Origin of the sequence: Pseudomonas sp. NFACC32-1, assembly GCF_900101215.1 — a bacterium.
Taxonomy (GTDB): domain Bacteria; phylum Pseudomonadota; class Gammaproteobacteria; order Pseudomonadales; family Pseudomonadaceae; genus Aquipseudomonas.
The window spans coordinates 1-23,838 of record NZ_FMUL01000001.1; the positions used below are offsets into that span (position 1 = coordinate 1).

At 62.4% G+C, this 23,838-nt stretch carries 20 protein-coding genes; 9 read left to right on the forward strand and 11 right to left on the reverse strand.

The window, feature by feature from the left end; genetic code table 11:
* Positions 1 to 254: 254 nt before the first annotated feature.
* From BLP99_RS00005 to BLP99_RS00015, 3 genes are all read right to left on the reverse strand, one after another.
* The gene (locus tag BLP99_RS00005; RefSeq protein WP_092179460.1) at positions 255 to 2,837 is read right to left on the reverse strand and encodes a hypothetical protein; all 2,583 of its coding nucleotides are present in this window, start codon (positions 2,835 to 2,837) and stop codon (positions 255 to 257) included.
* 212 nt (positions 2,838 to 3,049) lie between these two features.
* A complete protein-coding gene (locus BLP99_RS00010) occupies positions 3,050 to 3,445 on the reverse strand; it encodes a YbaN family protein (protein WP_072389590.1) in 396 nt (131 codons plus the stop codon).
* 8 nt (positions 3,446 to 3,453) lie between these two features.
* Positions 3,454 to 4,041 carry a UPF0149 family protein gene (locus tag BLP99_RS00015; protein ID WP_072389588.1) on the reverse strand — a complete coding sequence of 196 codons (588 nt, stop codon included), beginning with the start codon at positions 4,039 to 4,041 and terminating at the stop codon, positions 3,454 to 3,456.
* Between the two features lie 495 nt (positions 4,042 to 4,536).
* Between BLP99_RS00015 and recQ the strand changes: the two genes are divergently transcribed.
* The 3 genes from recQ (at position 4,537) to BLP99_RS00030 (ending at position 9,369) form a co-directional block, all read left to right on the forward strand.
* Positions 4,537 to 6,663, forward strand: coding sequence for a DNA helicase RecQ (gene recQ, locus BLP99_RS00020; RefSeq protein WP_072389585.1), 2,127 nt, complete (start codon positions 4,537 to 4,539; stop codon positions 6,661 to 6,663).
* Positions 6,664 to 6,791: 128 nt separating this feature from the next.
* Entirely contained in the window at positions 6,792 to 7,226 is a 435-nt protein-coding gene (locus BLP99_RS00025) for a MarR family transcriptional regulator (protein WP_072389583.1), read from the forward strand.
* A 151-nt stretch (positions 7,227 to 7,377) separates the two neighbouring features.
* Positions 7,378 to 9,369, forward strand: a complete 1,992-nt coding sequence (locus tag BLP99_RS00030) for a motility hub landmark protein FimV (RefSeq protein WP_092179462.1) — start codon at positions 7,378 to 7,380, stop codon at positions 9,367 to 9,369.
* A 93-nt stretch (positions 9,370 to 9,462) separates the two neighbouring features.
* On the opposite strand, the gene BLP99_RS00035 is transcribed toward BLP99_RS00030, so the two are convergent.
* Positions 9,463 to 11,664: a patatin-like phospholipase family protein gene (locus BLP99_RS00035; RefSeq protein ID WP_072389579.1), complete on the reverse strand. Its 2,202-nt coding sequence runs from the start codon at positions 11,662 to 11,664 to the stop codon at positions 9,463 to 9,465.
* A 71-nt stretch (positions 11,665 to 11,735) separates the two neighbouring features.
* On the opposite strand from BLP99_RS00035, the gene BLP99_RS00040 reads away from it, so the two are divergent.
* On the forward strand, positions 11,736 to 12,023 hold the full coding sequence (locus BLP99_RS00040; RefSeq protein WP_072389577.1) for an Rdx family protein: 288 nt from the start codon (positions 11,736 to 11,738) through the stop codon (positions 12,021 to 12,023).
* On the opposite strand, the gene BLP99_RS00045 is transcribed toward BLP99_RS00040, so the two are convergent.
* A complete protein-coding gene (locus tag BLP99_RS00045; RefSeq protein WP_072389575.1) occupies positions 12,017 to 12,907 on the reverse strand; it encodes a DMT family transporter in 891 nt (296 codons plus the stop codon). The two genes, BLP99_RS00040 and BLP99_RS00045, sit on opposite strands and share 7 nt — an antisense overlap.
* A gap of 162 nt (positions 12,908 to 13,069) precedes the next feature.
* The gene (locus tag BLP99_RS00050) at positions 13,070 to 13,819 is read right to left on the reverse strand and encodes a helix-turn-helix transcriptional regulator (protein WP_072389573.1); all 750 of its coding nucleotides are present in this window, start codon (positions 13,817 to 13,819) and stop codon (positions 13,070 to 13,072) included.
* A 135-nt stretch (positions 13,820 to 13,954) separates the two neighbouring features.
* Here BLP99_RS00050 and BLP99_RS00055 point away from each other — a divergent pair, with 135 nt between their 5' ends.
* Complete coding sequence (locus BLP99_RS00055; RefSeq protein ID WP_072389571.1) at positions 13,955 to 14,770, forward strand: UDP-2,3-diacylglucosamine diphosphatase; 816 nt, start codon at positions 13,955 to 13,957, stop codon at positions 14,768 to 14,770.
* Between the two features lie 2 nt (positions 14,771 to 14,772).
* On the opposite strand, the gene BLP99_RS00060 is transcribed toward BLP99_RS00055, so the two are convergent.
* Positions 14,773 to 15,084: an Mpo1-like protein gene (locus tag BLP99_RS00060; RefSeq protein ID WP_072389569.1), complete on the reverse strand. Its 312-nt coding sequence runs from the start codon at positions 15,082 to 15,084 to the stop codon at positions 14,773 to 14,775.
* Between the two features lie 156 nt (positions 15,085 to 15,240).
* Here BLP99_RS00060 and BLP99_RS00065 point away from each other — a divergent pair, with 156 nt between their 5' ends.
* Positions 15,241 to 16,296 carry an AraC family transcriptional regulator gene (locus BLP99_RS00065; RefSeq protein ID WP_072389567.1) on the forward strand — a complete coding sequence of 352 codons (1,056 nt, stop codon included), beginning with the start codon at positions 15,241 to 15,243 and terminating at the stop codon, positions 16,294 to 16,296.
* On the opposite strand, the gene BLP99_RS00070 is transcribed toward BLP99_RS00065, so the two are convergent.
* A complete protein-coding gene (locus BLP99_RS00070; RefSeq protein WP_072389565.1) occupies positions 16,253 to 17,707 on the reverse strand; it encodes a TrkH family potassium uptake protein in 1,455 nt (484 codons plus the stop codon). The two genes, BLP99_RS00065 and BLP99_RS00070, sit on opposite strands and share 44 nt — an antisense overlap.
* Positions 17,708 to 17,879: 172 nt before the next feature.
* Here BLP99_RS00070 and BLP99_RS00075 point away from each other — a divergent pair, with 172 nt between their 5' ends.
* Entirely contained in the window at positions 17,880 to 18,443 is a 564-nt protein-coding gene (locus BLP99_RS00075; RefSeq protein ID WP_072389563.1) for an NAD(P)H nitroreductase, read from the forward strand.
* Between the two features lie 80 nt (positions 18,444 to 18,523).
* Here the strand turns inward: BLP99_RS00075 and BLP99_RS00080 are convergent, their stop codons facing one another.
* From BLP99_RS00080 to phhA, 3 genes are all read right to left on the reverse strand, one after another.
* Positions 18,524 to 19,717, reverse strand: coding sequence for an amino acid aminotransferase (locus BLP99_RS00080; protein WP_092179464.1), 1,194 nt, complete (start codon positions 19,715 to 19,717; stop codon positions 18,524 to 18,526).
* Positions 19,717 to 20,073, reverse strand: coding sequence for a 4a-hydroxytetrahydrobiopterin dehydratase (locus tag BLP99_RS00085; protein WP_072389559.1), 357 nt, complete (start codon positions 20,071 to 20,073; stop codon positions 19,717 to 19,719). The genes BLP99_RS00080 and BLP99_RS00085 overlap by 1 nt, the downstream gene beginning before the upstream one ends.
* Before the next feature lie 98 nt (positions 20,074 to 20,171).
* Positions 20,172 to 21,029 carry a phenylalanine 4-monooxygenase gene (gene phhA / locus BLP99_RS00090; RefSeq protein WP_256327604.1) on the reverse strand — a complete coding sequence of 286 codons (858 nt, stop codon included), beginning with the start codon at positions 21,027 to 21,029 and terminating at the stop codon, positions 20,172 to 20,174.
* 274 nt (positions 21,030 to 21,303) lie between these two features.
* On the opposite strand from phhA, the gene BLP99_RS00095 reads away from it, so the two are divergent.
* Positions 21,304 to 22,860 (forward strand): sigma-54-dependent transcriptional regulator, encoded by a 1,557-nt coding sequence (locus BLP99_RS00095; protein WP_072458146.1) that lies wholly within the window; start codon positions 21,304 to 21,306, stop codon positions 22,858 to 22,860.
* Between the two features lie 230 nt (positions 22,861 to 23,090).
* Complete coding sequence (locus BLP99_RS00100; RefSeq protein WP_072430243.1) at positions 23,091 to 23,792, forward strand: WbqC family protein; 702 nt, start codon at positions 23,091 to 23,093, stop codon at positions 23,790 to 23,792.
* Positions 23,793 to 23,838 lie beyond the last annotated feature (46 nt).

The following is a 23,838-nucleotide window of genomic DNA, read 5'->3' on the forward strand; positions in this document are numbered from 1 at the left end:
AGTGCCGCGTCAGGGGCGTGTGATATGAGAGCGCCGATGCATGAAGGGTGGCTACTGTCAGGACTGACAGGTGAGAGCAGGTTTAAGACGGGCGGCGAGCTGTTTTCATGGCAGTCTGCTCCTGCTCGGTTGCGCAGCGACTGCCCCATCAAAGGGGCTGCTTCGCAGTCCAGCGGGAGCGAACTCTCTCGTCATGGGCATTGTTGTGCTGGTTGGTGTGGTCGATTTTGCCCAGCATTCTGCGACTTATGTCGTCAAGCCTTTTCCAGTTCGCAAATATCGGGATAATCCTTTGGAGGACGCAACCCCGGAGGAAACCCAAAGGCGTCCAAGAGTAGCGGGGCAGGTCCTAGAGCTACAACTCCGATGTGAGGTATAAACCAGTTGTGAGGGCGTTTATAGGGATAACCGTGTTTAAGGCTGACAGTGTAATAGCTACCATCCCCTGAGTTTTCATGCGTCCAATATTCCGTAATGTTTGGGTCAGGAGCACCATGTTCGTTTGTCGCGCCACTAGGCCAGTTATACCCAACTTGCATATCCCCCCATTCCCCGAAGAGAGTCCCTATTCCCCGAACACCCTGCCCTAAAGTCAAGTGCCCTACCTGAGGCAGCCTGCCACGGCCAGCGGCGGTGGACCATGTCTCATAACCATAGAGTCCTGTAAACCATAGCGCCGCCTGCTTCATTATAAAAGTTGCGCGATTAGGGTTCGGTTGCGCCGCGTCTGTAATCGTAAAAATAACTTCATGATAAGTTGTTCTTTGAACTTCGCCTGTTTGGGCATGAATGGACGCGTACGCGGAGTTCGATGCAGAAAACGAGTAAGGAGGCTGCCCACCATCCACATTTATTGTAAATCGAGCATGGTTGAAACCTGTCTTCGGAAATCCGCTCTCAGGCAAAAACAAATGCTCCGCGCCACGAGGCGAAGCTGTTAGAGAGACAACTCTTAACGCCGTCATCACCGTGACCGTATAAGTACGCAACGGAAAAGTATCGGCAAGACCTTCCTCGGCACTCTGGTTTAACGTGGCCTTGAACTCCACCGTGAGCGTACTGCCATTGCGCAGCCCCTGCAGTTCAGTGAATGGCACGGTGTTGGTCGCGAATCCATCCGAGACCCAGCTTGCCGAAACTCGGCTGCCCAGGGCGCTGCTCCAAAGCACGCGTTCATAATCCGTGCCATCGTTGTTTTTGCCCTTCAGGCGTAACCACACGTACTGCCCTTGGGCAATAAGGGGCCAGGCGTCGATACGCACGGTGGCGTTGCCTGTCAAGGTTGCTACATCCAGTTCCGCCCCTTCGCCATTGTTGGTGGCTTGCAGGATCCTTGGTCTGGCGACCAGCAGATCGTCTTGGCTGAGCGCCTGCACATTCAGCACAAACGGATCCGACGGCGGCGACTCCACGCCGTTCTGGATCACCGTGTAGGTCACCGTCACCGCCTTGCCCAGGTTGAACGCCACCACACTGTTGGGAATCGGAACCTCCCACCCATCCCTGACCGGCCATTCGCCCGAGGTGTGAGAACCCCCGGCCGGTGTGCCCGGTGCGCCGGTCCAGGTGACTTTCAGTTTGTCGTCGGGCAGCAGCGCGGCGTTGGCCGGCACGACGACGTGGAGCGAGTCCTTGGCCTGGACCGGGTTCAGGATGGGGCCATTGGCCTCTTTCACCGAAGGAGGCAACAGGTTCTGCGCCGCTCCGATCACGGTCGCATGGGCCGTTTTTGAGGTACCGACCAGCGTCGTGCCCCTGAACAGTTTGTAAGACGCCTGCACTGTGCTGCCTGAAATAACCTTGTCGTTGGGAATCTCCAGCACACAGGCCACCTTCTGCCCAAAACCATCGGTTTCGACCGTTCCCGTCTCGCTGTGGGTGACCTCCGGCTGGCCCACCACTTTCGCAAGGTAGGTCGCTTCGATCGTATCTCCCGGCAGGAAACGAGGGTCGCTGGTCAGAACGATCAACAGCAGCGGGTTCGTACCCAGTTTTTCGAGATCGATGATCCCGGGGTCGTCAGCCGTGTCGCTGGCGATTTCCCGCGGGATCGGCACCGGCAGTCGAAGACCGGCCTGGTCTACGTCAACCGTCTGCACAGCGGACCAGGGCGAGTTGAGATCCGGCGAGTTGCCCAACTGGTCGGTGACCGTGAAGGAGAACATGAACTGGGCATGGTCATCGCCCAGGTCGGCGCTGGTGACATCGAAGCAGATCGTGGTGGGTGTCGGCGAGCCGGGGTCCGGCGGCAATGGGGCCTCGGTATCAGGCACCGTATGGTATTTGGGCTTGCCGTTGCAGTTGAGCCAGATACGGTCATGTGCCCGGCAATAGGGGTAACTCACGCACACCGTCGCCCGGGTGAAGCCCGGCCCTACTCCGTTCTTGATTTCATCCGGCAGGATCAACTCCAGCTCGGAATGCGCACCATCGCCAGGCGTGCGATCGTAAAGGCCTGGCCGGAACTCGTTGTAGAGGATCTCCGCAGGAGGATCGGAGGTTTCAACGACACCGCTGAGGCGCATTATGGTGTAGGTCAGTCGATTGACTGCGTTGGCCAATAGTTTTCCATGGGGAATGTACAGCTCCACCGTGTCGTCGGTGCCCAGCGTGTTCCGGTTGTCGATGTTCGTCTCGCCATTGAGGTTGATCGAGACATTCTCCCCGCCTGTCTGGTTTGTATAAGGCAACACCGCGACCTTGCAGCCCGCGGGCTCCTGGTCATAGATATGCTTGGGCACCCCGAAATCGCCCCCCACCACAGGGCGAGTGGCGCGCGGCAGGTCGGGTTTCTCCAGAAGGACGGTCTGGTCGGCGGGTGTCGATGGAAGGGGCATGGTCGAGGTCCTCATAAATGACGCGTCAAGGCCGGGAGATATGAGAGCGCCGATGCATGAAGGGTGGCTACTGTCAGGACTGACAGGTGAGAGCAGGTTTAAGACGGGCGGATGGGGGATGCCCTGGGTCGGCTAGTAAAGGAAGGTAACGAGCCTCTGTGGTAAGGGCGGCAAGCAGCTAACTGTCGGGGCTGGACCGGGGTACATTTGCTTCAGGGTTTGTGCAGCGTCTTCTGCCTGAGGATGTAGATCGTCACCAGCACCGCACTGGTCAACATGAACCCTCGCGCCCAAGGCAAGGGCACCAGGTAGCAGGACAAAAGGATGCTCGCCCACATCAGCGCGATGGCGTAGACCTTGCCCTTGAGGGGAATGCCGTTGCCGCTGAGGTAATCCGCGATCCAGGGGCCGAGTCGCGGATGGCCGACCAGCCAGCGATAGAAGCGCGGCGAACTGCGGGCAAAGCACGCGGCGGCCAGCAGCAGGAAAGGGGTGGTGGGCAGCACGGGAATGAAGATACCGATGACCCCCAGCACCACGCTCAACCAGCCGATGGCCAGCAGAGCGTAACGCAGGATCAGCGGGCGCTTGCCGATGGGCGCGGGCACCCGGTCGCTCAGTGATGGCGCGGCTTGAGGATCGCCGGTTTCTCGTCCGGGGCGTTGCACAGCAGGTACAGGGCGGTGAGGGCTTCCGGGATCTGCACGATCATGTCGTCCATCAGGTTCGGATCGGCGGCGATGTCGGAAAACTCCGGTTGTTCGTCGAACAGGCCGGAACCGACCATGATCGGCAGCAGCATTTCGCTGACTTCCTCTTCGGCGGTTTCGAACCAGGCCGCTTCGCGCAGGAACACGCCTTCCATGAAACCGATGCACCAGCCACGCAGTTCCGAGTCGTCCGGGTCGTCGCCCAGGTCCAGTTCGCACGGCAGTTCGAATTCTTCGTCCGAGGCCAGTTGGCGGGCGATATGGGCCTTGAGGCCCACCAGGGTGGCTTCGATCTCGATGCGCTGGGCTTCGTCGGTGTAATGCGGCTCTTCGGCGAACAGGGCGTCGATCCACTCCCGGTCAGGCACCTGCTCGGAGCAGATCGAGAGGGCGGTCAGATAGCCATGAGCGGCCACGTAATCCAGCGCTTCGTCGTGCAGCTCATCGGCGTCGAGGAAGACTTGCAGGCGGGTCAGTTGCTCAGCGAAGGACATTACGGGCTACCTTGGGGGAATAAACAATGCGGGAATTCTAGGCCTTCTTGAGCGCCCAGGCCAGCCGCGTGGCACATTTGCCTTGTCGGCAAGGGCTGGGTTGCCCAAGAAGCCGGGGGACATACCGAAGAAGGAAGGCCCGGCCTGGCTCCTGTGGCGAGGGGATTCAGCGAAACGTCGCACCGTCCCGTTGGGCTGCGCAGCAGACCCAATGTCACTTGAGTGTGCGATCCAATCGATAAACCGAGAGGGGCTGCTGCGCAGCTCGGCGGGAATGAAGCCCCTTGCCACACATACAGCTTGGCTTGCTTTGAAAGTCAGAAGCACCTCTTGTCAGCATCGCCCTCTGCGGCGAAGGCCTCGGGTATACTGCCGCGTTTTGTGACGCCCTGCGGCGTCCAGCCGGTTCGAAACGCGCCCTTACGATTTGCCGGCGCAGCCTTTTCGATTCTGAACCAGCCTTGCAGGGATGTTTCGGTGATTTTTGGAGTTTCTATGCTCGAACAGGCTCAACGCGTCCTCAAGGACATCTTCGGCTACGACAGTTTCCGTGGCCGCCAGGGTGCCATTATTGAGCGCGTGGCCAGCGGCGGCGATGCCCTGGTGCTGATGCCCACCGGTGGCGGCAAATCCTTGTGCTACCAGGTGCCGGCGCTGTTGCGCAATGGCCTGGCGGTGGTGGTATCGCCGCTGATCGCCCTGATGGACGACCAGGTCGCCACCCTCGAGGAGCTGGGGGTTGCCGCTGCTTCGTTGAACTCCACCTTGAATGCCGACCAGCAGCGCGAGCTGGCGGCCCGGATCAAGCGCGGTGAAGTGAAGATGCTGTACCTGGCCCCTGAACGCCTGGTGCAGCCACGCATGCTGGCGTTCCTGCAGAGCCTGGAAATCGCCCTGTTCGCCATCGACGAAGCCCACTGCGTGTCCCAGTGGGGCCACGATTTCCGTCGCGAATACCTGCAATTGGGGCAACTGGCGGAGCTGTTCCCGGACGTGCCACGCATCGCCCTGACTGCCACGGCCGACAAGCGTACCCGTGAAGAGATCGTCGAGCGCCTGCATTTGCAGGAGGCCGAGCGATTCCTTTCCAGTTTCGACCGGCCCAACATTTTCTACCGCATCGTGCCCAAGGAGCAGCCGCGCAAGCAGTTGCTGGCATTCCTCGCCGAACGCCGCAGCGATGCCGGCATTGTCTACTGCCTGTCGCGCAAGAAGGTCGATGAGGTCGCCGCGTTCCTCTGCGAGCAGGGTTTTCCGGCCTTGCCGTATCACGCCGGCCTGCCCAATGACCTGCGGGCCTATCACCAGAAGCGCTTTCTCAACGAAGAAGGCCTGATCATGGTGGCCACCGTGGCGTTCGGCATGGGCATCGACAAACCCAACGTACGTTTCGTCGCGCACCTGGACCTGCCCAAGTCCCTGGAGGCCTATTACCAGGAAACTGGTCGTGCCGGCCGCGATGGCTTGCCGGCCGACGCCTGGATGGCCTACGGCCTGCAGGACGTGGTGATGCTCAAGCAGATGCTGCAGAACTCCGAAGGCGACGAACGCCACAAGCGCCTGGAGCAACACAAGCTCGACGCCATGCTTTCCCTGTGCGAGGAAACCCGCTGCCGGCGCCAGACCCTTTTGGCCTATTTCGACGAAGACATGCCCCAACCCTGCGGGCATTGCGACAATTGTGTCGACGGCGTGGAAACCTGGGACGCCACCGAACCGGCCCGCCAGGCGCTGTCGACCATCTATCGCACCGGGCAGCGCTATGGCGTGGGGCACCTGGTGGACGTCTTGCTGGGCAAGGACAACGAGAAGGTCCGCAGCTTCGGCCATCAGCACCTGTCGGTGTTCGGTGTCGGCAAGGACCGTTCCGAGAGTGAATGGCGTTCATTGTTCCGACAGCTCGTGGCGCGCGGCCTGGCGGACATCGACCTGGAAGGCTACGGCGGGCTGCGCCTGAGCGCCAGTTGCCGGCCCTTGCTCAAGGGCGAGGTCAGCCTCCAGCTGCGCCGGGACCTCAAGCCGGCGACGGCGGTCAAGAGCGGCAAGAGCCAGGCCAGCCAGCTGGTGCGTGGCGAAGAGCGCGATCAGTGGGAAGCCCTGCGCGCCTTGCGTCGCAAGTTGGCCGAGGAACACGGTGTGCCGCCCTATGTCATTTTTCCCGACTCGACGCTGCTGGAAATGCTGCGCAGCCAGCCCACCTCCCTGGCGGAGATGGCCCGGGTCAGCGGTGTGGGTGCGCGCAAGCTGGAACGCTATGGCGAGGCGTTCCTCCAGGTATTGGGCGGGGAGGCCGAGACGCCGAAGTCGGTGGCCGACGTACGCCACGAACTCATCACCCTGGCGCGTGCGGGCATGACGCCATTGCAAATCGCCGGGCAGTTGCAGTGCTCGGAAAAAAACGTCTATGCGATGCTCGCCGAAGCCATCGGCATGCAGCAGCTATCCCTGGAACAGGCACTGGACTTGCCCGAGGAGTTGATGGGCGAAGTGCAGGACGCTTTCCTGGATGGCGAGGGTGAGTTGCCCTCGGTATCGGAGGTCGCCGCGCTGTTCGTCGGTCGGGTACCGGAGGGCGTCCTGTACTGCGTGAGGGCTGCCTTGCAGTCGGAATTCGAAGTCTGATCAATGAGTTGCGGACCTTTAACGATTCAGTACGCGATTCAATGGGAAACGGCCTTGCCGGATTCCAATGTACATGCTTAGCTGACTAATAATTAGTTTTTCTTATTTTAAGATCTGATGAGTTTTCTATGTCGTTGACCGATCAACACCGTTTTGGCATGCAACTGGCGCAAATGTCTCGAGGCTGGCGTGCCGAACTGGACCGGCGCCTGGCCGGGTTGGGCCTGTCCCAGGCGCGTTGGCTGGTGCTGCTGCACCTGGCCCGTTTCGAACATGCGCCGACCCAGCGAGAACTGGCCCAGAGCGTCGCGGTAGAAGGCCCGACGCTGGCGCGTCTGCTGGACAGCCTGGAAACCCAGGGGCTGGTGCAACGCCAGGCCGTGGCCGAAGACCGCCGGGCCAAGAAGATTGTCCTTTGCGCACCGGCCCGACCGTTGATCGAACAGATCGAAACCATTGCCACGCAACTGCGTCGAGAGCTGTTCGAAGGCGTCGACGAAGCGGACATGCGAGTGTGCATGCGGGTCCACGGCACGATCCTGGCCAACCTGGAAAAGTCCTGAGGCATATCCCTGGCGCCAGACTTTTGAGATTCGGCGGTTAGCGAACTATAACCATAGGGGGCTCTTGTTCAGTTTTCCCAACCTGAAACTGAACGAGATCACCAGCTTGCGCTCGTATTGAAAGCTGTTCTGGTCATCGAAAGGGATACCCATGCTTGGAAGTTTGCAGTCCACGTTGCGCAGTTGGGTCAACGTGTCAGTGGTCATGGGTGCCTTGGGGTATCCGGCTCTGGCGTCAGCGCTGGGCCTTGGGGAAATCACGCTTCATTCCGCCTTGAACCAGCCGTTGCGCGCCGATATTGCCCTGGTGGATGTGGCCGGGCTCGAAGAGGGCGATCTATCGGCCAGCCTGGCGAGCCCGGACGACTTCAGCCGGGCCGGCGTGGAGCGGGTGTTTTTCCTGAGCAACCTGCGGTTTACGCCGGTGCTGCGCGGCGAACGCAGTTTCATTCGGGTGACTTCCAGCAAACCGGTGGAAGAGCCTTTCCTCAATTTCCTGGTGCAGCTCAATCAGCCCAATGGACGCCTTCTGCGTGAATACACGGTGCTGATCGACCCGCCAGGCACGGCAGCTATCGTACCTGTCACCGACGCGACCGCCAGTACGCCCAAGGCAGCGGCATCGACCCAGGCGGCGCCAGCCATCAAGCCACCTGCGGCGACCCAAGGCAAGCGCTACACCGTCGTGCAGGGGGACAACCCCTGGATCATTGCCAAGCGCCTGCATGACGCGGGCAGCGGTGCCTCGGTCAACGAGCTGATGCAGGGCATCCTGGCCCTGAACCCCGGCAGCGACCGGCTCTCCATCGGCCAACGCCTGTTGCTGCCCGATTCGGCCGTGTTGCCTGCCCCTGCTGATACGGCTCCGGCTCCGGCCCCGGCCGATTCCAACGAGCAACTGGCCGCCAGCGTGCTGCAGAACCAGCAGCAACAGAAAACCATCGAAGAGCTGCAGGCCCGGCTCCAGGCCCAGGACGAAGAAATTGCCGGCCAGCGCCAGCAGATCAGCGAACTGCAGACGAAACTGGCCGAGCTCACCCCAGCTCCCGGTGCCACGGTGTCTGCGCCAACGGCGTCCCCCGCAGCGGAGGCTGTGAATGACACCCCGCCGGCTGACGCGCAACCGGTGGCGGAGCCTGGGGGCATCGACTGGTCATGGGGGGCGGCGCTGGTGGGCCTGTTGGGGCTGCTCGCCTTGTTATTGTTCATTCGCCGCCGGCAACAGGCCCAGGTCGGTTCGGAGTCGATGACCGAGCGTCCCGCCCCCCTGCTGGAGGACAGCACCGATACCTATGGAACGACTGTGGAGACGGACCCGCCAGAAGTCGCCGCGTCGTTCAATAATGGCGATACCCCACTGGGCGACGTGCTGGAAGGGGTGGGGATCTACCTGACCTATGGCCGCTTCGCCGAAGCGGCGGGATTGCTCCGGGCCGCGCTGCTGGCGGAGCCGGAACGCACCGACCTGGGCCTCAAGCTGCTGGATGTGCTGGGCAAGCAGGGGGATGCCATCGGCTTCCAGGTCCAGGAGCATCACTTGGCCACGCAGGGAGTCGATGCCTCGACGCTGGAGGAGGTCCGGGCAAAGTATCCCAAGGTCGCCGTGGCCAGCGCACCCGAGGCCGTGCCCCCGGCGCCCCAGGCGCCCCAGGCGCCCCAGGCGCCAATTCCTGTTCCTGCTCCCGCTCCCGAGCCGGCCCCTTTACACCCGCCGGGCGAGTTCGAGCTGAACCTGGATGAGCTGTCCATGGATTCCAGCTGGGATCTCAAGGAAGGGCAGGAGGCCACCGGCGGCAAAAACGTCGAGCCTCCACTGGCCCTCGACGATTTGTCGCTTTCCGGTTTCGACGAACCGGAGCTGCAATGGGGCGCGCCGTTGGAAACCGAGTCACTGGACGATGCTTTCCTCGACGGGTTCGCCGATGAGGAGCAGTCCCTGGAGCTCGAGCCGCTGTCGCTGGAGCCCGAAGCGACCTCTCCGGATCCACAGGCATCGGAGCATTCGGAAAAGCTTGAGCAGGCGCAGAATTGTATCGACGATGGCGATATCAAGACCGCCATCACGTTGCTCGAAGAACTGCTCCAGGAGGGCGACGAACCCCTCAAGCAGACCGCGCGGGTGCTGTTGGCCGGGATTCGCTGATACTTCTTCAAAAGCCTCCAGGGGAGATGGGCCTCTTCCCGGGCTGGCCCGTGAAGAAGCCCGTCCAGAGATCCAATCTTCCCTGCCTGGCCATCAGAACGTCTGGCCCAGATTCAGGTACACCGCCTGCTCATCGTCGTCGTTGAAGCCGTAGCTGAAGTTCAGCGGGCCCAGCGGTGTGTCGAAGCCCAGGAAAATGCTGGCGGCGTTGATGTAGCCGCTGTCGAATTCGTTGTCGTTGTTCCAGGCCCGACCGCGCTCCAGCGAGCCGCCGAAGTACAGTGGGAAATCCAGGGGCAGGTAGGCTCGGGGTGTCAGCCGGCGGTAGTAAACGGCGCGCATCAGGCTCATGTTCTGCCCGGAAATGCCGTCTTCGCGAAAGCCTGATAGCTGCCGTGCGCCGCCGAGCACGAAGCTCGACGTCACGATCTCGGCCGTGTCGAGGGTCCGCCCGTAGCGCCCGCCGAGGATGAACGTGTTCGGGCCACTGCTCATGGCCTTGTCCAGCTTCAGCTCCCACTGGCGATAGCGCTGGTCGGAGCCCAGGCCCGGATCGTACTGGCGCCAGGACAGGCCGAGGTCTTCGCCTTCGTGGGGGAAGTACACGTTGTCGAGGGAGTCGAACGAGTATTTCAGCTCGTAGAAGCCTTCGTTGAAGTCCTCGCTGGGTTGGTCGTGGTCGCCGATGCGCACGTCCGCCTTGCCCCAGGCCTGGCCGACCCCGAAACGGATCTCGCCGCTGTTGCCGATCTGGCGGCCCAGGTTCAGGCCCAGGCCATAACGCTCCACGCGGTATTGCGCGACCGGGTCGTTGTCCAGGATCGATTCCACGTTGCGGGATTCGAATTGCCCGTAGGGGGCGATGAAGTAGCGCGAGCCTACGTCCAGCGGCTGATAGAACTCGCTGTACAACTCCTGCCGGTCGCCGATCTGGGCCCGGGTCAGCCATTCGGCGCCCAGGCGATTGATGCCGTTGACCCGATAGCTGGCGCCGAGGTTGAAGGCGCTGTCGCCGCGCATATCGTCCGACAGGCTCAGGCCCAGTCGCAGATAGTCGGTACCGGTGCGCTTGCCCCGGGCGTTGATCACCAGGGTGTTGTCCGGTCCCTTGTGGACCACGCGATATTGCACCTGTTCGAAGTAGTCCAGGCCGTACAGCGTGCCCATGTCGGTTTGCAGGCGGCCCAGGTCCAGGGGCTCACCGATCTGCTGGCGAATGTAATAGCGAATCACGTCATCGCCCACTTTCGAATCGTTTTCCACGCGAATGGCCGTGATGACCGGTGTCCGTTCGCTGGGCGTGCGTGCGGCCATGAGTTGTGGATCGGTCGGCTCGGGAGGCCGCAGGTGGGCCAGGCGGGCCTGGAGAATCCGGGTGGCGCGATAGCCGGCATCGATCATTTCCCGGGCCTGGCCGAAGTCGGTCGAGCCGAAGCTCGCCAGGGCCGGCTGGATCAGCACGTCGTCTTTCTTCAGAGTTGCCAGTTGCTCTTGGGAATTGCGCCGGGTCATCAGGGTGGTCGACTGGTTCAGGACGTCGAGCACCGTCACCAGTTGCTTGCGGTTGCGCAACGGGGTGCCGATGTCCACCACAATGGCCATGTCCACGCCCATCTCCCTGGCCACGTCCAGCGGGATGTTGTCGCTCATGCCGCCGTCCACCAGCAGACGGCCATCCAGCTCCACCGGGGCGAACACCGCCGGGATCGACATGCTGGCGCGGATGACCTTGGGCAAGTGACCCTTGCGGAACACCACCTTTTCGCCGCTGGCGATGTCGGTCGCCACGGCGCGGAACGGGATCGGCAGTTTGTCGAAGTCCCGGGTGTCGCTGGCATGTGCCAGCAGGCTCTCGAGCAGCAGAGCCAGGTTCTGCCCCTGGATGACGCCCAATGGCAGGCCGAGGCTGCCGTCATCGCGAAAGCTCAGTTTCTGTTTCACCAGGAAGTCACGGTCGTCCTGCTTGCGCCGGAACGGCACGTCCTTGCGCGGCGGGGCATCGGACAGGGCCTGCTGCCAGTCGATTTCCAGGGCGAGTCTTTCCAGCTCGTCGATCTTGTAGCCGGAGGCGTACAGCCCGCCGATCACGGCGCCCATGCTGGTGCCGGCGATGGCGTCGATCCGGATACCCTGTTCTTCCAGGGCCTTGAGTACGCCGATATGGGCCAGGCCTCGTGCCGCGCCGCCGGACAACACCAGGCCGATCTTCGGACGCGGGGTTTGGACGGCAGGCTCGTTGGCATGACTGAACAAGGGCAACAGGAGCAGAAGCAGGCAAGGCAGCAGGCGGCGCATCGTCGATCTCGGGGCGGACGGTCAAAGGCGAGTAGTATAACGATGCCTTCGAATCCACGAGTCGACCCGCAATGACCGAGCATAAACCGGAAATCGTCATCACCTATTGCACCCAATGCCAGTGGTTGCTGCGTGCCGCCTGGCTGGCCCAGGAACTGCTGAGCACCTTCGGCGACGATCTGGGCAAGGTCTCCCTGGTGCCGGGCACTGGCGGGGTTTTCCACATTGGCTGCGACGGTGTGCAGCTCTGGGAGCGCAAGGCCGACGGCGGCTTCCCCGAGGCCAAGGTGCTCAAGCAGCGGGTGCGCGATCAGATCGATCCGGAGCGGGACCTGGGCCATAACGACCGGGTTCAGTGAGACGTCGCTTCGACGCCTGCCGGCGGTGCCTTGGAACGGCTCAGCTGGCTCGACACCACGATCGCGACGATGATCAGCACGCCGCCCAGCAACATGCGCAATGTCGGGCTCTCACCGAACAGCAGCCAGGCCATGGCGATGCCGTATACCGGCTCCATGGCGAAGACCACCGCCGCGGTGCGCGCCTTGATCACTTCCAGGCTGGCGACAAACAGGCTGTGGGCCAGGCCGGTGCAGAGCACCCCGAGCAGGGCGATCCACAGCCAGTCGAGCGCACGTACATCGCTCAACTGCGGCGCGGCCAGGGGCAGCAGGCATAACCCCACCACCAGGTTCTGGCACAGCGCGGCCTGCACGGGCGGAACGCGGCCGGAGCCGGCACGGTTGGTCAGCGACAGCAGGGAGAACAGCAAGCCCGAAGCCACCGCCCACAGCAGGCCGGTGGTGGCACCGCTGGCCAGGTCGAAATCCGGCGTGACCAGCACCAGGCCGATGCTCACCAACACCACCAGCAGGATTTCATTGGCGCGTATTCGCTCCCGGAAGATCAACCCTTCGAGCAGCACGGTAAACGCCGGGAAACTGGCGAATCCCAGCGTAGCGACCGCAACGCCGGCGACTTTTACCGCGATGAAGAAGCTTACCCAGTGTGCTGCCAGCAGCAGTCCGCCCAGCAACAGGCGACGGCTATCCGCTGCACGGAGTTTCTGCCAGGAGGTGCTACTGGCGAACCGGGCAAAGAACGCCAGGGCCAGCACGGCAAACGTGGCGCGGCCGAACACGATGATCGTCGGCGACGCGGCAGCCAGCTTGCCGAACACACCGGTCAGGCCGAACATGAGGGCGCCGATGTGCAGGGCGCCGAGGGCGGTACGGGGAGTCATTACAGTCCTTTCTATAAAGCGGCGGATGCACGCAGAACCTTGTGCAAGTACGCTGCGGCGCGACCCGACTAAAGCCCGCGCCACGCCGGCATGGCTGGTCAGTATTGAAGCGTGGGACAGCCCGGCGCGTCTGTCGCGATCCTAGCGGTTTTTAGCGCACGGCTAGCGTTGGCGTCGCAGTTTGCCCGGCGAGGCGCCAAATTCGCGCAGCACGGCGGCGGCGAAGGCACTCTGGGAGCTGTAGCCGACCCGGTGGGCGATCTCGCCGATGGGCAGGTCCGAGTCCCGCAGCAACCCCACGGCCTTGTGCAGGCGACGGCTGCGGATGTATTCCATCGGGGTCTGTCCGCATTCGGCGACGAAGCGCGCATGCAGGCGGGCGCTGGAGAGACCGGCGACCTGGGCCAGGTCCGCCACCTGCAATGGATAGGCGGCGTACTGGTCGATGTGGGCGTCGAGGGCGGCGTAGGGCAGGCGCCGGCCACCGGTCGGGGCGGGACGCGCGTCATTGAGGCTGGCCAGCAGCAGCACCGCCCCCTGCCGGGCGATCAACGGATCGTCCATCCGGCTGCCCGCCAGCCAACTGACCAACTGGCTTTGCCCCGCATCCAGGGGCAGGCGGGCACTGGTGTCGAGCAACCGGCGGCTGGCGTCGGCATGATCGCCCAGGCATTGATCGAGCCAATCGCCGCCGGGTACATCCAGTACCAGGCAACGACTGCCTTTGGGGCTGTCGCAGGCGTGATGGGCACCGGCCGGCACCACCACGAAACTTTGCCGGACCACCTGGCTGCCGCAACCTTCGACCTCGAAATCCAGCGCGCCGGACAGCCCGAACACCAGTTGAGGGTGGTCATGGCTGTGGACGATCAGGTCCTGGCTGTATTGGCGTAGCGTGAGGATCGGTCTCATCGCGGTCTCCCATGGCAGGCCGTCAGGATACACCCAGGTCGCGATGCATGGCCCTGTCATGTAACCGACTTGTATTTGTCATGGGCCATTAATCGCCGGCATGCACAGTGGTGAAAACGATCAGAGGGGTTGCCCATGACCAGCGCCGAGCTCGCCAGACCCAGCCGCAAGCAGCGTGTTCGCACCCTGTGGATTTCCGACGTGCACCTGGGCACCCGGGACTGTCAGGCCGAGCACCTGTCACAGTTCCTCAAGGGCTACCACGCCGACAGGATCTACCTGGTCGGCGACATCATCGACGGCTGGAAGCTGCGCGGCGGCATGTACTGGCCCCAGGCGCATACCAACGTCATCCGGCGCTTGCTGACCATGAGCAAGCGCGGCACCGAAGTGATCTACGTGACGGGTAACCACGATGAATTCCTGCGTCGCTATTCGAAGCTGATCCTGGGCAACATCCAGCTGGTGGACGAAGCGGTGCATGTCACCGCCGACGGCCGGCACCTGCTGGTGATCCATGGCGATCAGTTCGATGTCATCACCCGGTACCATCGTTGGCTGGCGTTCCTCGGGGATTGGGCCTACGAATTCACCCTCACGCTGAACCGCTGGCTCAACCATTGGCGGGCCCGTTATGGCTATGGCTACTGGTCGCTGTCGGCGTACCTCAAGCACAAGGTCAAGACTGCCGTGAGCTTCATCAGCGATTTCGAGGAAGCCATCGCCCACGAATGCGTCAAGCGCGAACTGCACGGCGTGGTGTGCGGGCACATCCACCATGCCGAGATCCGCAAGGTAGGGGAGGTGGAATACCTCAATTGCGGTGATTGGGTCGAATCGTGCACCGCGTTGATCGAGCACTGGGATGGTTCGATCGAACTCTATCGTCTGGCGGAGGCCCAGGCGCGAGAGGCTCGGCTGAAGGCAATCAAGGTCGCCGAGCCGGCTTGAGCTCAGAACGCGACCTTGCCCAGGCACATGTCGCGGTACATGACGAAATCCCCCAGCAGGCTGTAGAACGGATGCTGGAAGGTGGCCGGGCGGTTTTTTTCGAAGAAGAAATGCCCGACCCAGGCGAAGCCGTAGCCTGCCACGGGCAGCGCCAGCAACCAGGCGCCGTTGCCGACGACGAGCGCCATGACGAAAATCAGAATGACCAGGGAAGTACCGACGAAGTGCAGGCGCCGGCAGGTGCTGTTGCTGTGTTCGCCCAGGTAGTACGGATAGAACTCGGCGAATGTGCTGAATGTCTTGGTGTTTTCCACGATTGCTTGCTCGGTGGTTATTGTTCTGGTGCCGATCGCGCCATTCTTCTGGAAGTCTAGGAGCCCTTGTCATCGACGGACAGTGACAATGGGCGCCACTTTAGTATCCTTCGCAAATCCGGCCGCAACGCGCGGCTCGTCATGCAAGTAAATGTCATGAGCGAACGAACGACTTCTTCAAGTTGGGCGATGGGGATTGTCAAGGCGCTGGAGATGGACGGCCTGGATTGTCGCGCGATGTTCGGGCAGTTGGGGCTGGACTTCGAAGCGCTGGACGATCCGGATGCCCGTTTCCCCCAGGACTCCATGACGCGGCTCTGGCAATTGGCGGTGGAGCTGTCGGGCAATCCGGCCATCGGTTTGAACATGGGCAAGATCGTGCGCCCGGCGTCGTTCCATGTTGTGGGTTATGCCCTGATGTCCAGCCGCACATTGCTCGAAGGTTTCCAGCGGTTGGTGCGCTATCAGCGGATCATCGCCGAAAGCGCCGAGGCCAGCATCCGTCAGATAGAGGGCCATTACGGGCTGGTCCTGACGGTGCACGGCGACCATCTGCCTCCCACCCGGCAAAGTACCGAGGCATCCCTGGCCTGCGCGTTGAGCCTGTGCAACTGGCTGACCGGACGCACCCTGCATCCGGTGAAAGTGTTGTTCCAGGGCCCTGAGCCCCTTGATCCGACGCCCTACCACCAGGCTTTCCCCGCGCCGCTGATGTTCAATGCGCCCTACGATGCGCTGATCTTCGAACGGGCAGACATGGAGGCACCGCTGCCGACGGCCAACGAGGCCATGGCGTTGCTGCATGACCGTTTCGCCGGCGAATACCTGGCGCGTTTTTCGGAAAGCCGCGTGACTCACAAGGCGCGCCAGGCTCTTTGCCGGCTGCTGCCCCAGGGCGAACCCAAGCGTGACGTGGTGGCGCAGGCATTGCACCTGTCTCAACGCACCTTGCAGCGACGCCTGCAGGAAGAGGGCACCAGCTTCCAGCATCTGCTGGATGACACCCGCCGCGAGCTGGCCGAGCAGTACCTGACGCAGCCGGACATGACATTGCTGGAAATCGCCTATCTGCTGGGGTTTGCCGATCCGAGCAATTTTTTCCGCGCCTTTCGCCGCTGGTTCGACACGACGCCCGGCGAGTACCGGGCGGCACGGGCGGCCAAACCGGTCAGTGACGCCAGAACGCCGGGATACACAGCACGAACACTGTGATGATTTCCAGCCGGCCCAGGAGCATGCCCGCCGACAGGATCCACTTGGCAGCGTCCGGCAGCGGCGCGAAGTTGCCGGCCGGCCCGATGGTTTCCCCCAGCCCCGGGCCGACGCCGGATACCGTACTGGCCGCGCCGGTCAGCGCGGTCATCCACTCCACGCCCAGCAGCGACAGCAGCAGGGCGATGACGCAGATGGTGATGGCGAAGAAGAACGAGAACGTGAGGATCGAGCGCACGATTTCCTCGTCGAGGCGGTGGCCGTTGTATTTCTGCTTGATCACCGCGCGCGGATGGATCAGTTGCGTGAGGTTGGCCCTGAGCAGGATGTAGGCGACCTGGAAACGGAAGATCTTGATCCCGCCGGCCGTCGAGCCCGAGCAGCCTCCGACGAAGCCGAGGTAGAAAAACAGCATCAGGGAGAAGTTGCCCCACAGGCTGTAGTCGCCCAGGGCGAAACCGGTGGTGGTGACGATCGACGTCACGTTCAGGGCCACGTGCCGCAAAGCGTCCAGCCAATGCAGGTCGGTGGTCGCCCAGTACCAGGTGCCCAGTACCAGCCAGGTCACCAGCAGCACGCCGATCAGGCCCTGGACCTGCTGGTCCTTGATCAGCGCCCGGCGATGGCCGCGCAGCATCGAGACATACAGGGCGAACGGCAGGCTGCCGAGGATCATGATGACGATGGCGACCCAATGCACCGCCGGCTGGCTCCATTTGGCCAGGGACAGGTCGGAGGTGGAAAAACCGCCGGTCGAGATCGCCGACATCGAATGGTTGATGGCATCGAACGGGCTCATCCCGGCCCACCAGAGCGCCAGCGTGCCGAAAATGGTGATACCGACATAGGAGGCCACGATCAACCGCGCCACCATGTGGGAGCGCGGCATGACCTTTTCCGAGCGGTCCGACGATTCGGTCTGGAACAGCCGCATGCCACCGATGCGCAGCAGCGGCAGGATCGCCACGGCCATGCCGATGAAGCCGATCCCGCCGAGCCAGTGCAGCAGCGAGCGCCACATCAGGATGCCGGGGGACATGTTGTCCAGGCCGCTCAGGACCGTGGCGCCGGTGGCGGTGATTCCCGACATGCTTTCGAAAAACGAATCCGTGTAGCTGATGTGCTGGGTCAGCAGGAATGGCAGCGCTGCGAAAATGCACACCACCAGCCAACTGCTGACGGTCAGCAGGTACATGTCCCGGGGCCGCAGATGCACATGCTCGGGACGTCCCGGGAGCACCAGGGCCAGGCCGGCGACGAAGGTGATCATGCTCGACCAGAGAAACGACGGCAGGTCGCCCGTGCGCTCGAAAACCAGCAACGTGGCCATGGGCACGACCATGAAGATCGCCAGGGTGATCAGGAAGATGCCGATGATGAAACCAATGATTCGCAGGGTCGGCAACGCCATGGAGTCCGCTCGGGCTGAAAGGGAAGGGCGCCATTCTACCTGCGGCGAATGGCATGTAAACCGCCATCCGGGGCCTGGCGGGTGCGGCCTGGGAGCCGGTATTCGAATTTGCGCTGACGGACTCGCCGTACAGCCACTAGAATAGCCGGACATTTTTCCAGGGAGGTGGCCGATGCAGGCTCTCGACGCTTTGCTCAACCGTGTTTCCGTTCCACGCCTGATTGACCCGGCGCCTACGCCCGAGCAGCGGGAGGTCATGTTCGCCGCCGCGATGCGCGCGCCGGATCATGGCCAGTTGCGGCCATGGCGTTTTCTGACGGTCGAAGGGCAAGCGCGTTATCGCATGGGCGAACTGCTGGCCGAAGCGGCGCGTTTCAATGACCCGCTGGTGGCTGAGGCCGTTGTGGAAAAGGCCCTCAATGGCCCGCTGCGTGCGCCCCTGGTCGTGGTGGTGATCGCTCGTCTGCAAGACCATTTCAAGATCCCCAAGTCCGAGCAATTGCTGGCGGCCGGCTGCGCGGCCCATGCAATCCTGCTGGCGGCCTACGCCCAGGGCGTCGGTGGCGTATGGCGTACGGGAGATCTGGCCTATTCGCCCCACGTGGCCGAGGGGCTTGGCCTGGAAGTGGGGGAAGAAGTGATCGGTTTCCTCTACCTGGGCACGCCGCAGAAGGAAGCGCGTACGGCGCCCAAGGAAGACATCAGCGAATTCGTTCGCGAGTGGACCGGCCAGTAAACGCCATATCGCACCGCCGCATCCGTTCGGCTGGGTCATCGTGGCGAAGGGCAGGCCCCCTCGCCACGAATGCGCTGCGATTATCGGCAGGCGTCGGCAATGGCCTGGGCCAGCAGATCCAGGCGCGTGGCATCGATGCCTGCCACGTTCGCCCGTCCTGTACCGACCATGTAGACACTGTGCCGCTCTCGCAGGTGCCTGACCTGTTCCGGGGTCAAGCCGGTGTAGGAAAACATCCCGCGTTGCACGCCGATGTGGGCGAAGCGTTCGCGCAGGCCGTGAGGCTCCAAGGCCTCCAGCAGGCCGCTGCGTAGCTGCGCGATGCGCAGGCGCATGACCTGCACTTCGTCTGTCCACAGGCTCTTGAGGTGCGCGTCACCCAGGATCGTCGCCACCACCGCCGCGCCATGGTCCGGTGGCGTCGACCACAGGTTGCGGGCGATGTTGGCCAGTTGGCTGCGAATATCCTGCAGCTTCTCGCCATCCGCCGCACAGACGATCAACGCGCCGGTACGGTCCCTGTACAGGCCGAAGTTTTTCGAGCAGGAACTGGTGATCAACACTTCGGGCAAGGCCTGGGCAAACAGCCGGACCGCCCAGGCGTCTTGCTCCAGTCCATCACCGAAACCTTGGTAGGCAAAGTCGATCAAGGGCAGCAGATCGCGGCTGCGTACCACGTCCAGGACCTGGCGCCATTGCTCATGGGACAGGTCGAAGCCGGTGGGGTTGTGGCAGCAGGCATGCAGCAGCACCACATCGCCCTTCGGTGCCTGGCCCAGGGTGGCCAGCATCGCCTCGAAATCCAGACGGTTGTCGGCGCCCACGTAAGGGTAGAGGCGGGTCTTGACCCCTGCCGCGGCGAAGATGGTTTCGTGGATCGGCCAGGTCGGGTTGCTCAGCCAGACACCACGGCCCGGCAGGCATTGGGCAATGAAATCGGCGCTCAGGCGCAGCGCACCGGTGCCCCCCGGGGTCTGGGTGACGCCGGCGCGTTTGTCCATGACCAGCGGCGAGTCGGCCCCCAGCACCAGTTCACTGACCAATTGGCCGAACGTGGCGTCGCCATGGCCACCGATGTAGGTCTTGGTGGCCTGGCGTTCCACCAGCCGCTGCTCGGCCAGCTTCACGGACGCAAGGATCGGCGTCAGGCCCTGGGCGTCCTTGTAGACCCCTACGCCCAGGTCGAACTTGTTCGGGTTGCTGTCCGCACCGTAGGCCTCCATCAGGCCGAGGATCGGGTCACCGGGCACCCGGCCGATGGCATCGAAGTGCATTACTTGCGGCCCTCGGCGGTCGTGGCCACGTCATCGGTGCGGGCGGCCATGATGAAGTCGTTGCGGTGCAGGCCCTTGATGGAATGGCTCCACCAGGTCACGGTGACCTTGCCCCACTCGGTGAGCAGGCCCGGGTGATGGCCTTCGGCTTCGGAGATTTCGCCGACGGCGTTGGTGAACGCCAGGGCATGCTTGAAGTTCTTGAACAGGAAGACTTTTTCCAGCTGCATCACGCCGTCGCGCACTTCGATGTTCCAGTCCGGGATCTGCTTGATCAGGACCGGCAGTTCTTCGTCGCTGACTTGTGGGGCGTCGGCGCGGCAGGCTTCGCAATGGGCTTGGTTCAGAGTGTTCATGGTGTGTTCCTGGATCGAATAGTTGAAAGCGTCGATGCACCCACGCTAAAGCAAAGCCGTGCCGTGCAACAGACTCAATTGAGATCGAAAATCGCGGGTCACGCGGCTTTCGGTGGAAATTTCGGTGCGTGCAGGCCCAGTTCCCGGCCGCGCTTGACCATGCCCATGATGTCTTCGTGGGCCAGGTCGAACAGGCGCTTGAGTTCGGGCAGCACGAAATACACCGGCTGCAGGATGTCGATGCGATATGGCGTGCGCATGGCTTCCAGCGGGTCGAAGGGCTGGTGCTCCGGCTCGTCCGAGAGGCAATACACGGTTTCCTTGGGCGATGACAGGATGCCGCCGCCGTAGATGCGCCGGCCTTGAGGCGTTTCCACCAGGCCGAACTCGATGGTCATCCAGTACAGGCGCGCCAGGTAGACACGCTCTTCCTTGGAGGCCTGCAGGCCGAGCTTGCCGTAGGTGTGGGTGAATTCGGCAAACCAGGGATTGGTCAGCAGCGGGCAGTGGCCGAAGATCTCGTGGAAGATGTCCGGCTCTTGCAGGTAGTCCAGTTCTTCACGGGTACGGATGAAAGTGGCCACCGGAAACTGCTTGCTGGCGAGCAATTCAAAGAAGGTCTGGAAAGGGATCAGCGCCGGCACCCGGGCGACTTGCCAGCCCGTGGTCTCGCCCAGCACTTTGTTGATTTCCCCCAACTGCGGAATGCGGTCGTAGGGCAGGCCGAGTTTGTCGATGCCGTCCAGGTATTCCTGGCACGCACGGCCTTCGATGACTTTCAGCTGGCGGGTGATCAGCGTATTCCACACCGCGTGTTCTTCGGCGGGGTAGTGGATAAAACCTTGCGCATCGGGCTCGCGGGCCACGTATTGCGTTTGCTTCATGCTGCTCTCCTGCTGTTTTTCCTCTGGTTTTTTCGAACCGGAGAAAGGCTGTTTATTTTTATGTCCAGCGATGCATTAGAGATAACCCCAAGCAGGGGATCGTGCAGCAGGTGCAAGCGCGCCAATCAATGATAGCCGTCCTTGTTCTGTAAAATTTTCGTGACGTTTTTTGCTGGCCTTCGATTCTCTGGAGATTTTCAGCTAGGAAAAGGCCTACAGCTGTCACATAATCTTGACGGTTATTTGCGCCTCCAGACAAAAACACTGGTGGGCTTGCTCCACCGGGCGACGCGGCAGCGCTTTGCGGGCCTTGTCCCTATCGATTCCTAACGCACCAGGCCTTCTCATGCGCATCAAAGTCCATTGCCAGAACCGCATCGGCATCCTGCGGGACATTCTCAATCTGTTGGTGGAGTACGGCATCAACGTTGCCCGGGGCGAAGTGGGGGGCGAGCATGGCAATGCGATTTACCTGCACTGCCCCAACCTGATCAATATCCAGTTCCAGGCGTTGCGCCCGAAATTCGAAGGCATCGCCGGGGTGTTCGGGGTCAAGCGCGTAGGGCTGATGCCAAGCGAGCGTCGGCACATGGAACTCAATGCCTTGCTTGGCGCCCTGGAGTTTCCGGTGCTGTCCATCGACATGGGCGGTTCCATCGTCGCGGCGAACCGGGCAGCGGCGCAACTGCTTGGAGTGCGGGTGGACGAGGTGCCGGGGATTCCACTGTCGCGCTACGCCGAGGATTTCGACCTGCCGGAACTGGTGCGCGCCAACCAGTCGCGGATCAATGGGTTGCGGGTCAAGGTCAAGGGGGACGTGTTCCTGGCCGACATCGCCCCGCTGCAATCGGAGCACGACGACAGCGAGGCCATGGCCGGCGCGGTGTTGACGTTGCATCGGGCCGACCGGGTCGGCGAACGGATCTATAACGTGCGCAAGCAGGAGCTGCGTGGCTTCGACAGTATTTTCCAGAGCTCGAAGGTGATGGCGGCGGTGGTCCGCGAGGCCCGGCGGATGGCGCCGCTGGATGCGCCGCTGTTGATAGAAGGCGAGACCGGCACCGGCAAAGAGCTGCTGGCTCGCGCCTGCCACCTGGCCAGTCCCCGGGGGCAATCCCCCCTCATGGCGCTCAATTGCGCCGGGTTGCCGGAATCCATGGCCGAGACCGAACTGTTCGGCTACGGCCCCGGTGCCTTCGAAGGCGCCCGTGCCGAAGGCAAGCTCGGCCTGTTGGAACTGACCGCCGGAGGCACGCTGTTCCTCGACGGCGTGGGAGAAATGAGCCCGCGCCTGCAGGTTAAGCTGCTGCGGTTCCTGCAGGACGGTTGCTTCCGGCGCGTCGGCAGCGATGAGGAGGTGTACCTGGACGTCAGGGTCATCTGCGCGACCCAGGTGGATTTGTCCGAGCTCTGTGCCCGGGGAGAATTCCGCCAGGACCTGTACCACCGCTTGAACGTGCTGTCCCTGCACATCCCGCCGTTGCGCGAATGCCTCGATGGCCTGAGGCCACTGGTGGAGCATTTTCTCGACCAGGCCAGCCGCCAGATCGGCTGCCCGCTGCCCAGGCTGGCTCCGGCGGCGATGGACCGTCTGAGCCATTACCACTGGCCTGGCAACGTCCGGCAACTGGAAAACGTACTGTTCCAGGCCGTTTCCCTGTGCGATGGCGGTACCGTCAAGGCCGAGCATATTCGCCTGCCGGACTACGGCGTGCGCCAGCCCCTTGGTGATTTCTCACTCGAGGGCGGGTTGGACGAGATCGTCGGGCGTTTCGAGAAGGCGGTGCTGGAGCGCTTGTACTCCGAGCACCCCAGCAGCCGCCAACTGGGCAAGCGACTAGGGGTTTCCCATACCACCATTGCCAATAAGTTGCGTGAGTATGAGGTGGGAAAGGGCCAGTAGTTGAAGGTCCATGTCTGCCACTCTTTTCATACCTGATGTTCGTCAAGCGCTGGCTCGGTCTTGTCGTCGGTCCGATGTGAGGGCCATGTCCGCAATTGCACGCGCCTTGGGTATCACGGTAGCTGGTATGGGATTTGCTGTGTCCTGATCTGTCCCCACTTATTCATGCCTGGTGGCGATTTTTTGACAGGGCAGGGCCCCGGATTCCGCCGCGCTACGTGAGGTTCAGGATGCATAAGAAACTGGCTGTGGTTCAGTCGAACTACATTCCCTGGAAGGGTTATTTCGATCTGATCCGCAGTGTCGATGCGTTCGTCCTGTATGACGATGTCCAGTACACCCGTAGTGACTGGCGCAACCGCAACAAGATCAAGACCGCCCAGGGCGAGCATTGGCTGAGTATCCCGATCAAGAAGAAAGGCCGTCTCGGGCAGTTGATCAATGAGGTACAAGTCACCAATCCGGATTGGGCCGCAGCCCACTGGAAGACCATTGAGCAGAGCTACCGGCGCGCTTCATGCTTCAGGCAGATGGAGGCGCCGATCCGCTCGCTCTACGAACAGGCCGCCAACCTCACTCACCTGAGCCGTATCAACCACCTGTTCATCGCCGGCTTGTGCCCCCTGCTGGGCATTCACACGCCGCTGTACCGTTCCGAGGATCTGGGCCGTGCAGAAGGCAAGAATGAGCGCCTGATCCACTTATGCCAGGCCCTCGGTGCCGACGAATATCTCTCTGGACCCGCTGCCAGTCATTACCTGGACGAAGCGGCTTTCGCCGCCCAGGGGATTACCGTGTCGTATATGAGTTATGCCGGTTATCCCGAGTATCCCCAGGTCTACGGTGAGTTCCAGCATGCGGTCAGTGTCATAGACCTGTTGTTCAACACCGGCGCGGACGCATCGGCTTTCCTGGAGAAAAGGGCTGCCTGAGCAGGCCTTCCCAGTGACACCCTTTTGATTTGATTCTGGAGATTGC

Bases quoted from the DNA above. Each gene is read 5' to 3' on its own strand.
- BLP99_RS00015 (WP_072389588.1), bottom strand. From the start codon at position 4,041: ATGTCCTTCGCTGAGCAACTGACCCGCCTGCAAGTCTTCCTCGACGCC.
- BLP99_RS00065 (WP_072389567.1), top strand. From the start codon at position 15,241: ATGAGCGAACGAACGACTTCTTCAAGTTGGGCGATGGGGATTGTCAAG.
- BLP99_RS00025 (WP_072389583.1), top strand. From the start codon at position 6,792: ATGTCGTTGACCGATCAACACCGTTTTGGCATGCAACTGGCGCAAATG.
- recQ (WP_072389585.1), top strand. From the start codon at position 4,537: ATGCTCGAACAGGCTCAACGCGTCCTCAAGGACATCTTCGGCTACGAC.
- BLP99_RS00085 (WP_072389559.1), bottom strand. From the start codon at position 20,073: ATGAACACTCTGAACCAAGCCCATTGCGAAGCCTGCCGCGCCGACGCC.
- BLP99_RS00050 (WP_072389573.1), bottom strand. From the start codon at position 13,819: ATGAGACCGATCCTCACGCTACGCCAATACAGCCAGGACCTGATCGTC.
- BLP99_RS00095 (WP_072458146.1), top strand. From the start codon at position 21,304: ATGCGCATCAAAGTCCATTGCCAGAACCGCATCGGCATCCTGCGGGAC.
- BLP99_RS00080 (WP_092179464.1), bottom strand. From the start codon at position 19,717: ATGCACTTCGATGCCATCGGCCGGGTGCCCGGTGACCCGATCCTCGGC.
- BLP99_RS00045 (WP_072389575.1), bottom strand. From the start codon at position 12,907: ATGACTCCCCGTACCGCCCTCGGCGCCCTGCACATCGGCGCCCTCATG.
- BLP99_RS00005 (WP_092179460.1), bottom strand. From the start codon at position 2,837: ATGCCCCTTCCATCGACACCCGCCGACCAGACCGTCCTTCTGGAGAAA.
- BLP99_RS00075 (WP_072389563.1), top strand. From the start codon at position 17,880: ATGCAGGCTCTCGACGCTTTGCTCAACCGTGTTTCCGTTCCACGCCTG.
- BLP99_RS00040 (WP_072389577.1), top strand. From the start codon at position 11,736: ATGACCGAGCATAAACCGGAAATCGTCATCACCTATTGCACCCAATGC.
- BLP99_RS00055 (WP_072389571.1), top strand. From the start codon at position 13,955: ATGACCAGCGCCGAGCTCGCCAGACCCAGCCGCAAGCAGCGTGTTCGC.
- BLP99_RS00035 (WP_072389579.1), bottom strand. From the start codon at position 11,664: ATGCGCCGCCTGCTGCCTTGCCTGCTTCTGCTCCTGTTGCCCTTGTTC.
- BLP99_RS00070 (WP_072389565.1), bottom strand. From the start codon at position 17,707: ATGGCGTTGCCGACCCTGCGAATCATTGGTTTCATCATCGGCATCTTC.
- BLP99_RS00030 (WP_092179462.1), top strand. From the start codon at position 7,378: ATGCTTGGAAGTTTGCAGTCCACGTTGCGCAGTTGGGTCAACGTGTCA.
- BLP99_RS00100 (WP_072430243.1), top strand. From the start codon at position 23,091: ATGCATAAGAAACTGGCTGTGGTTCAGTCGAACTACATTCCCTGGAAG.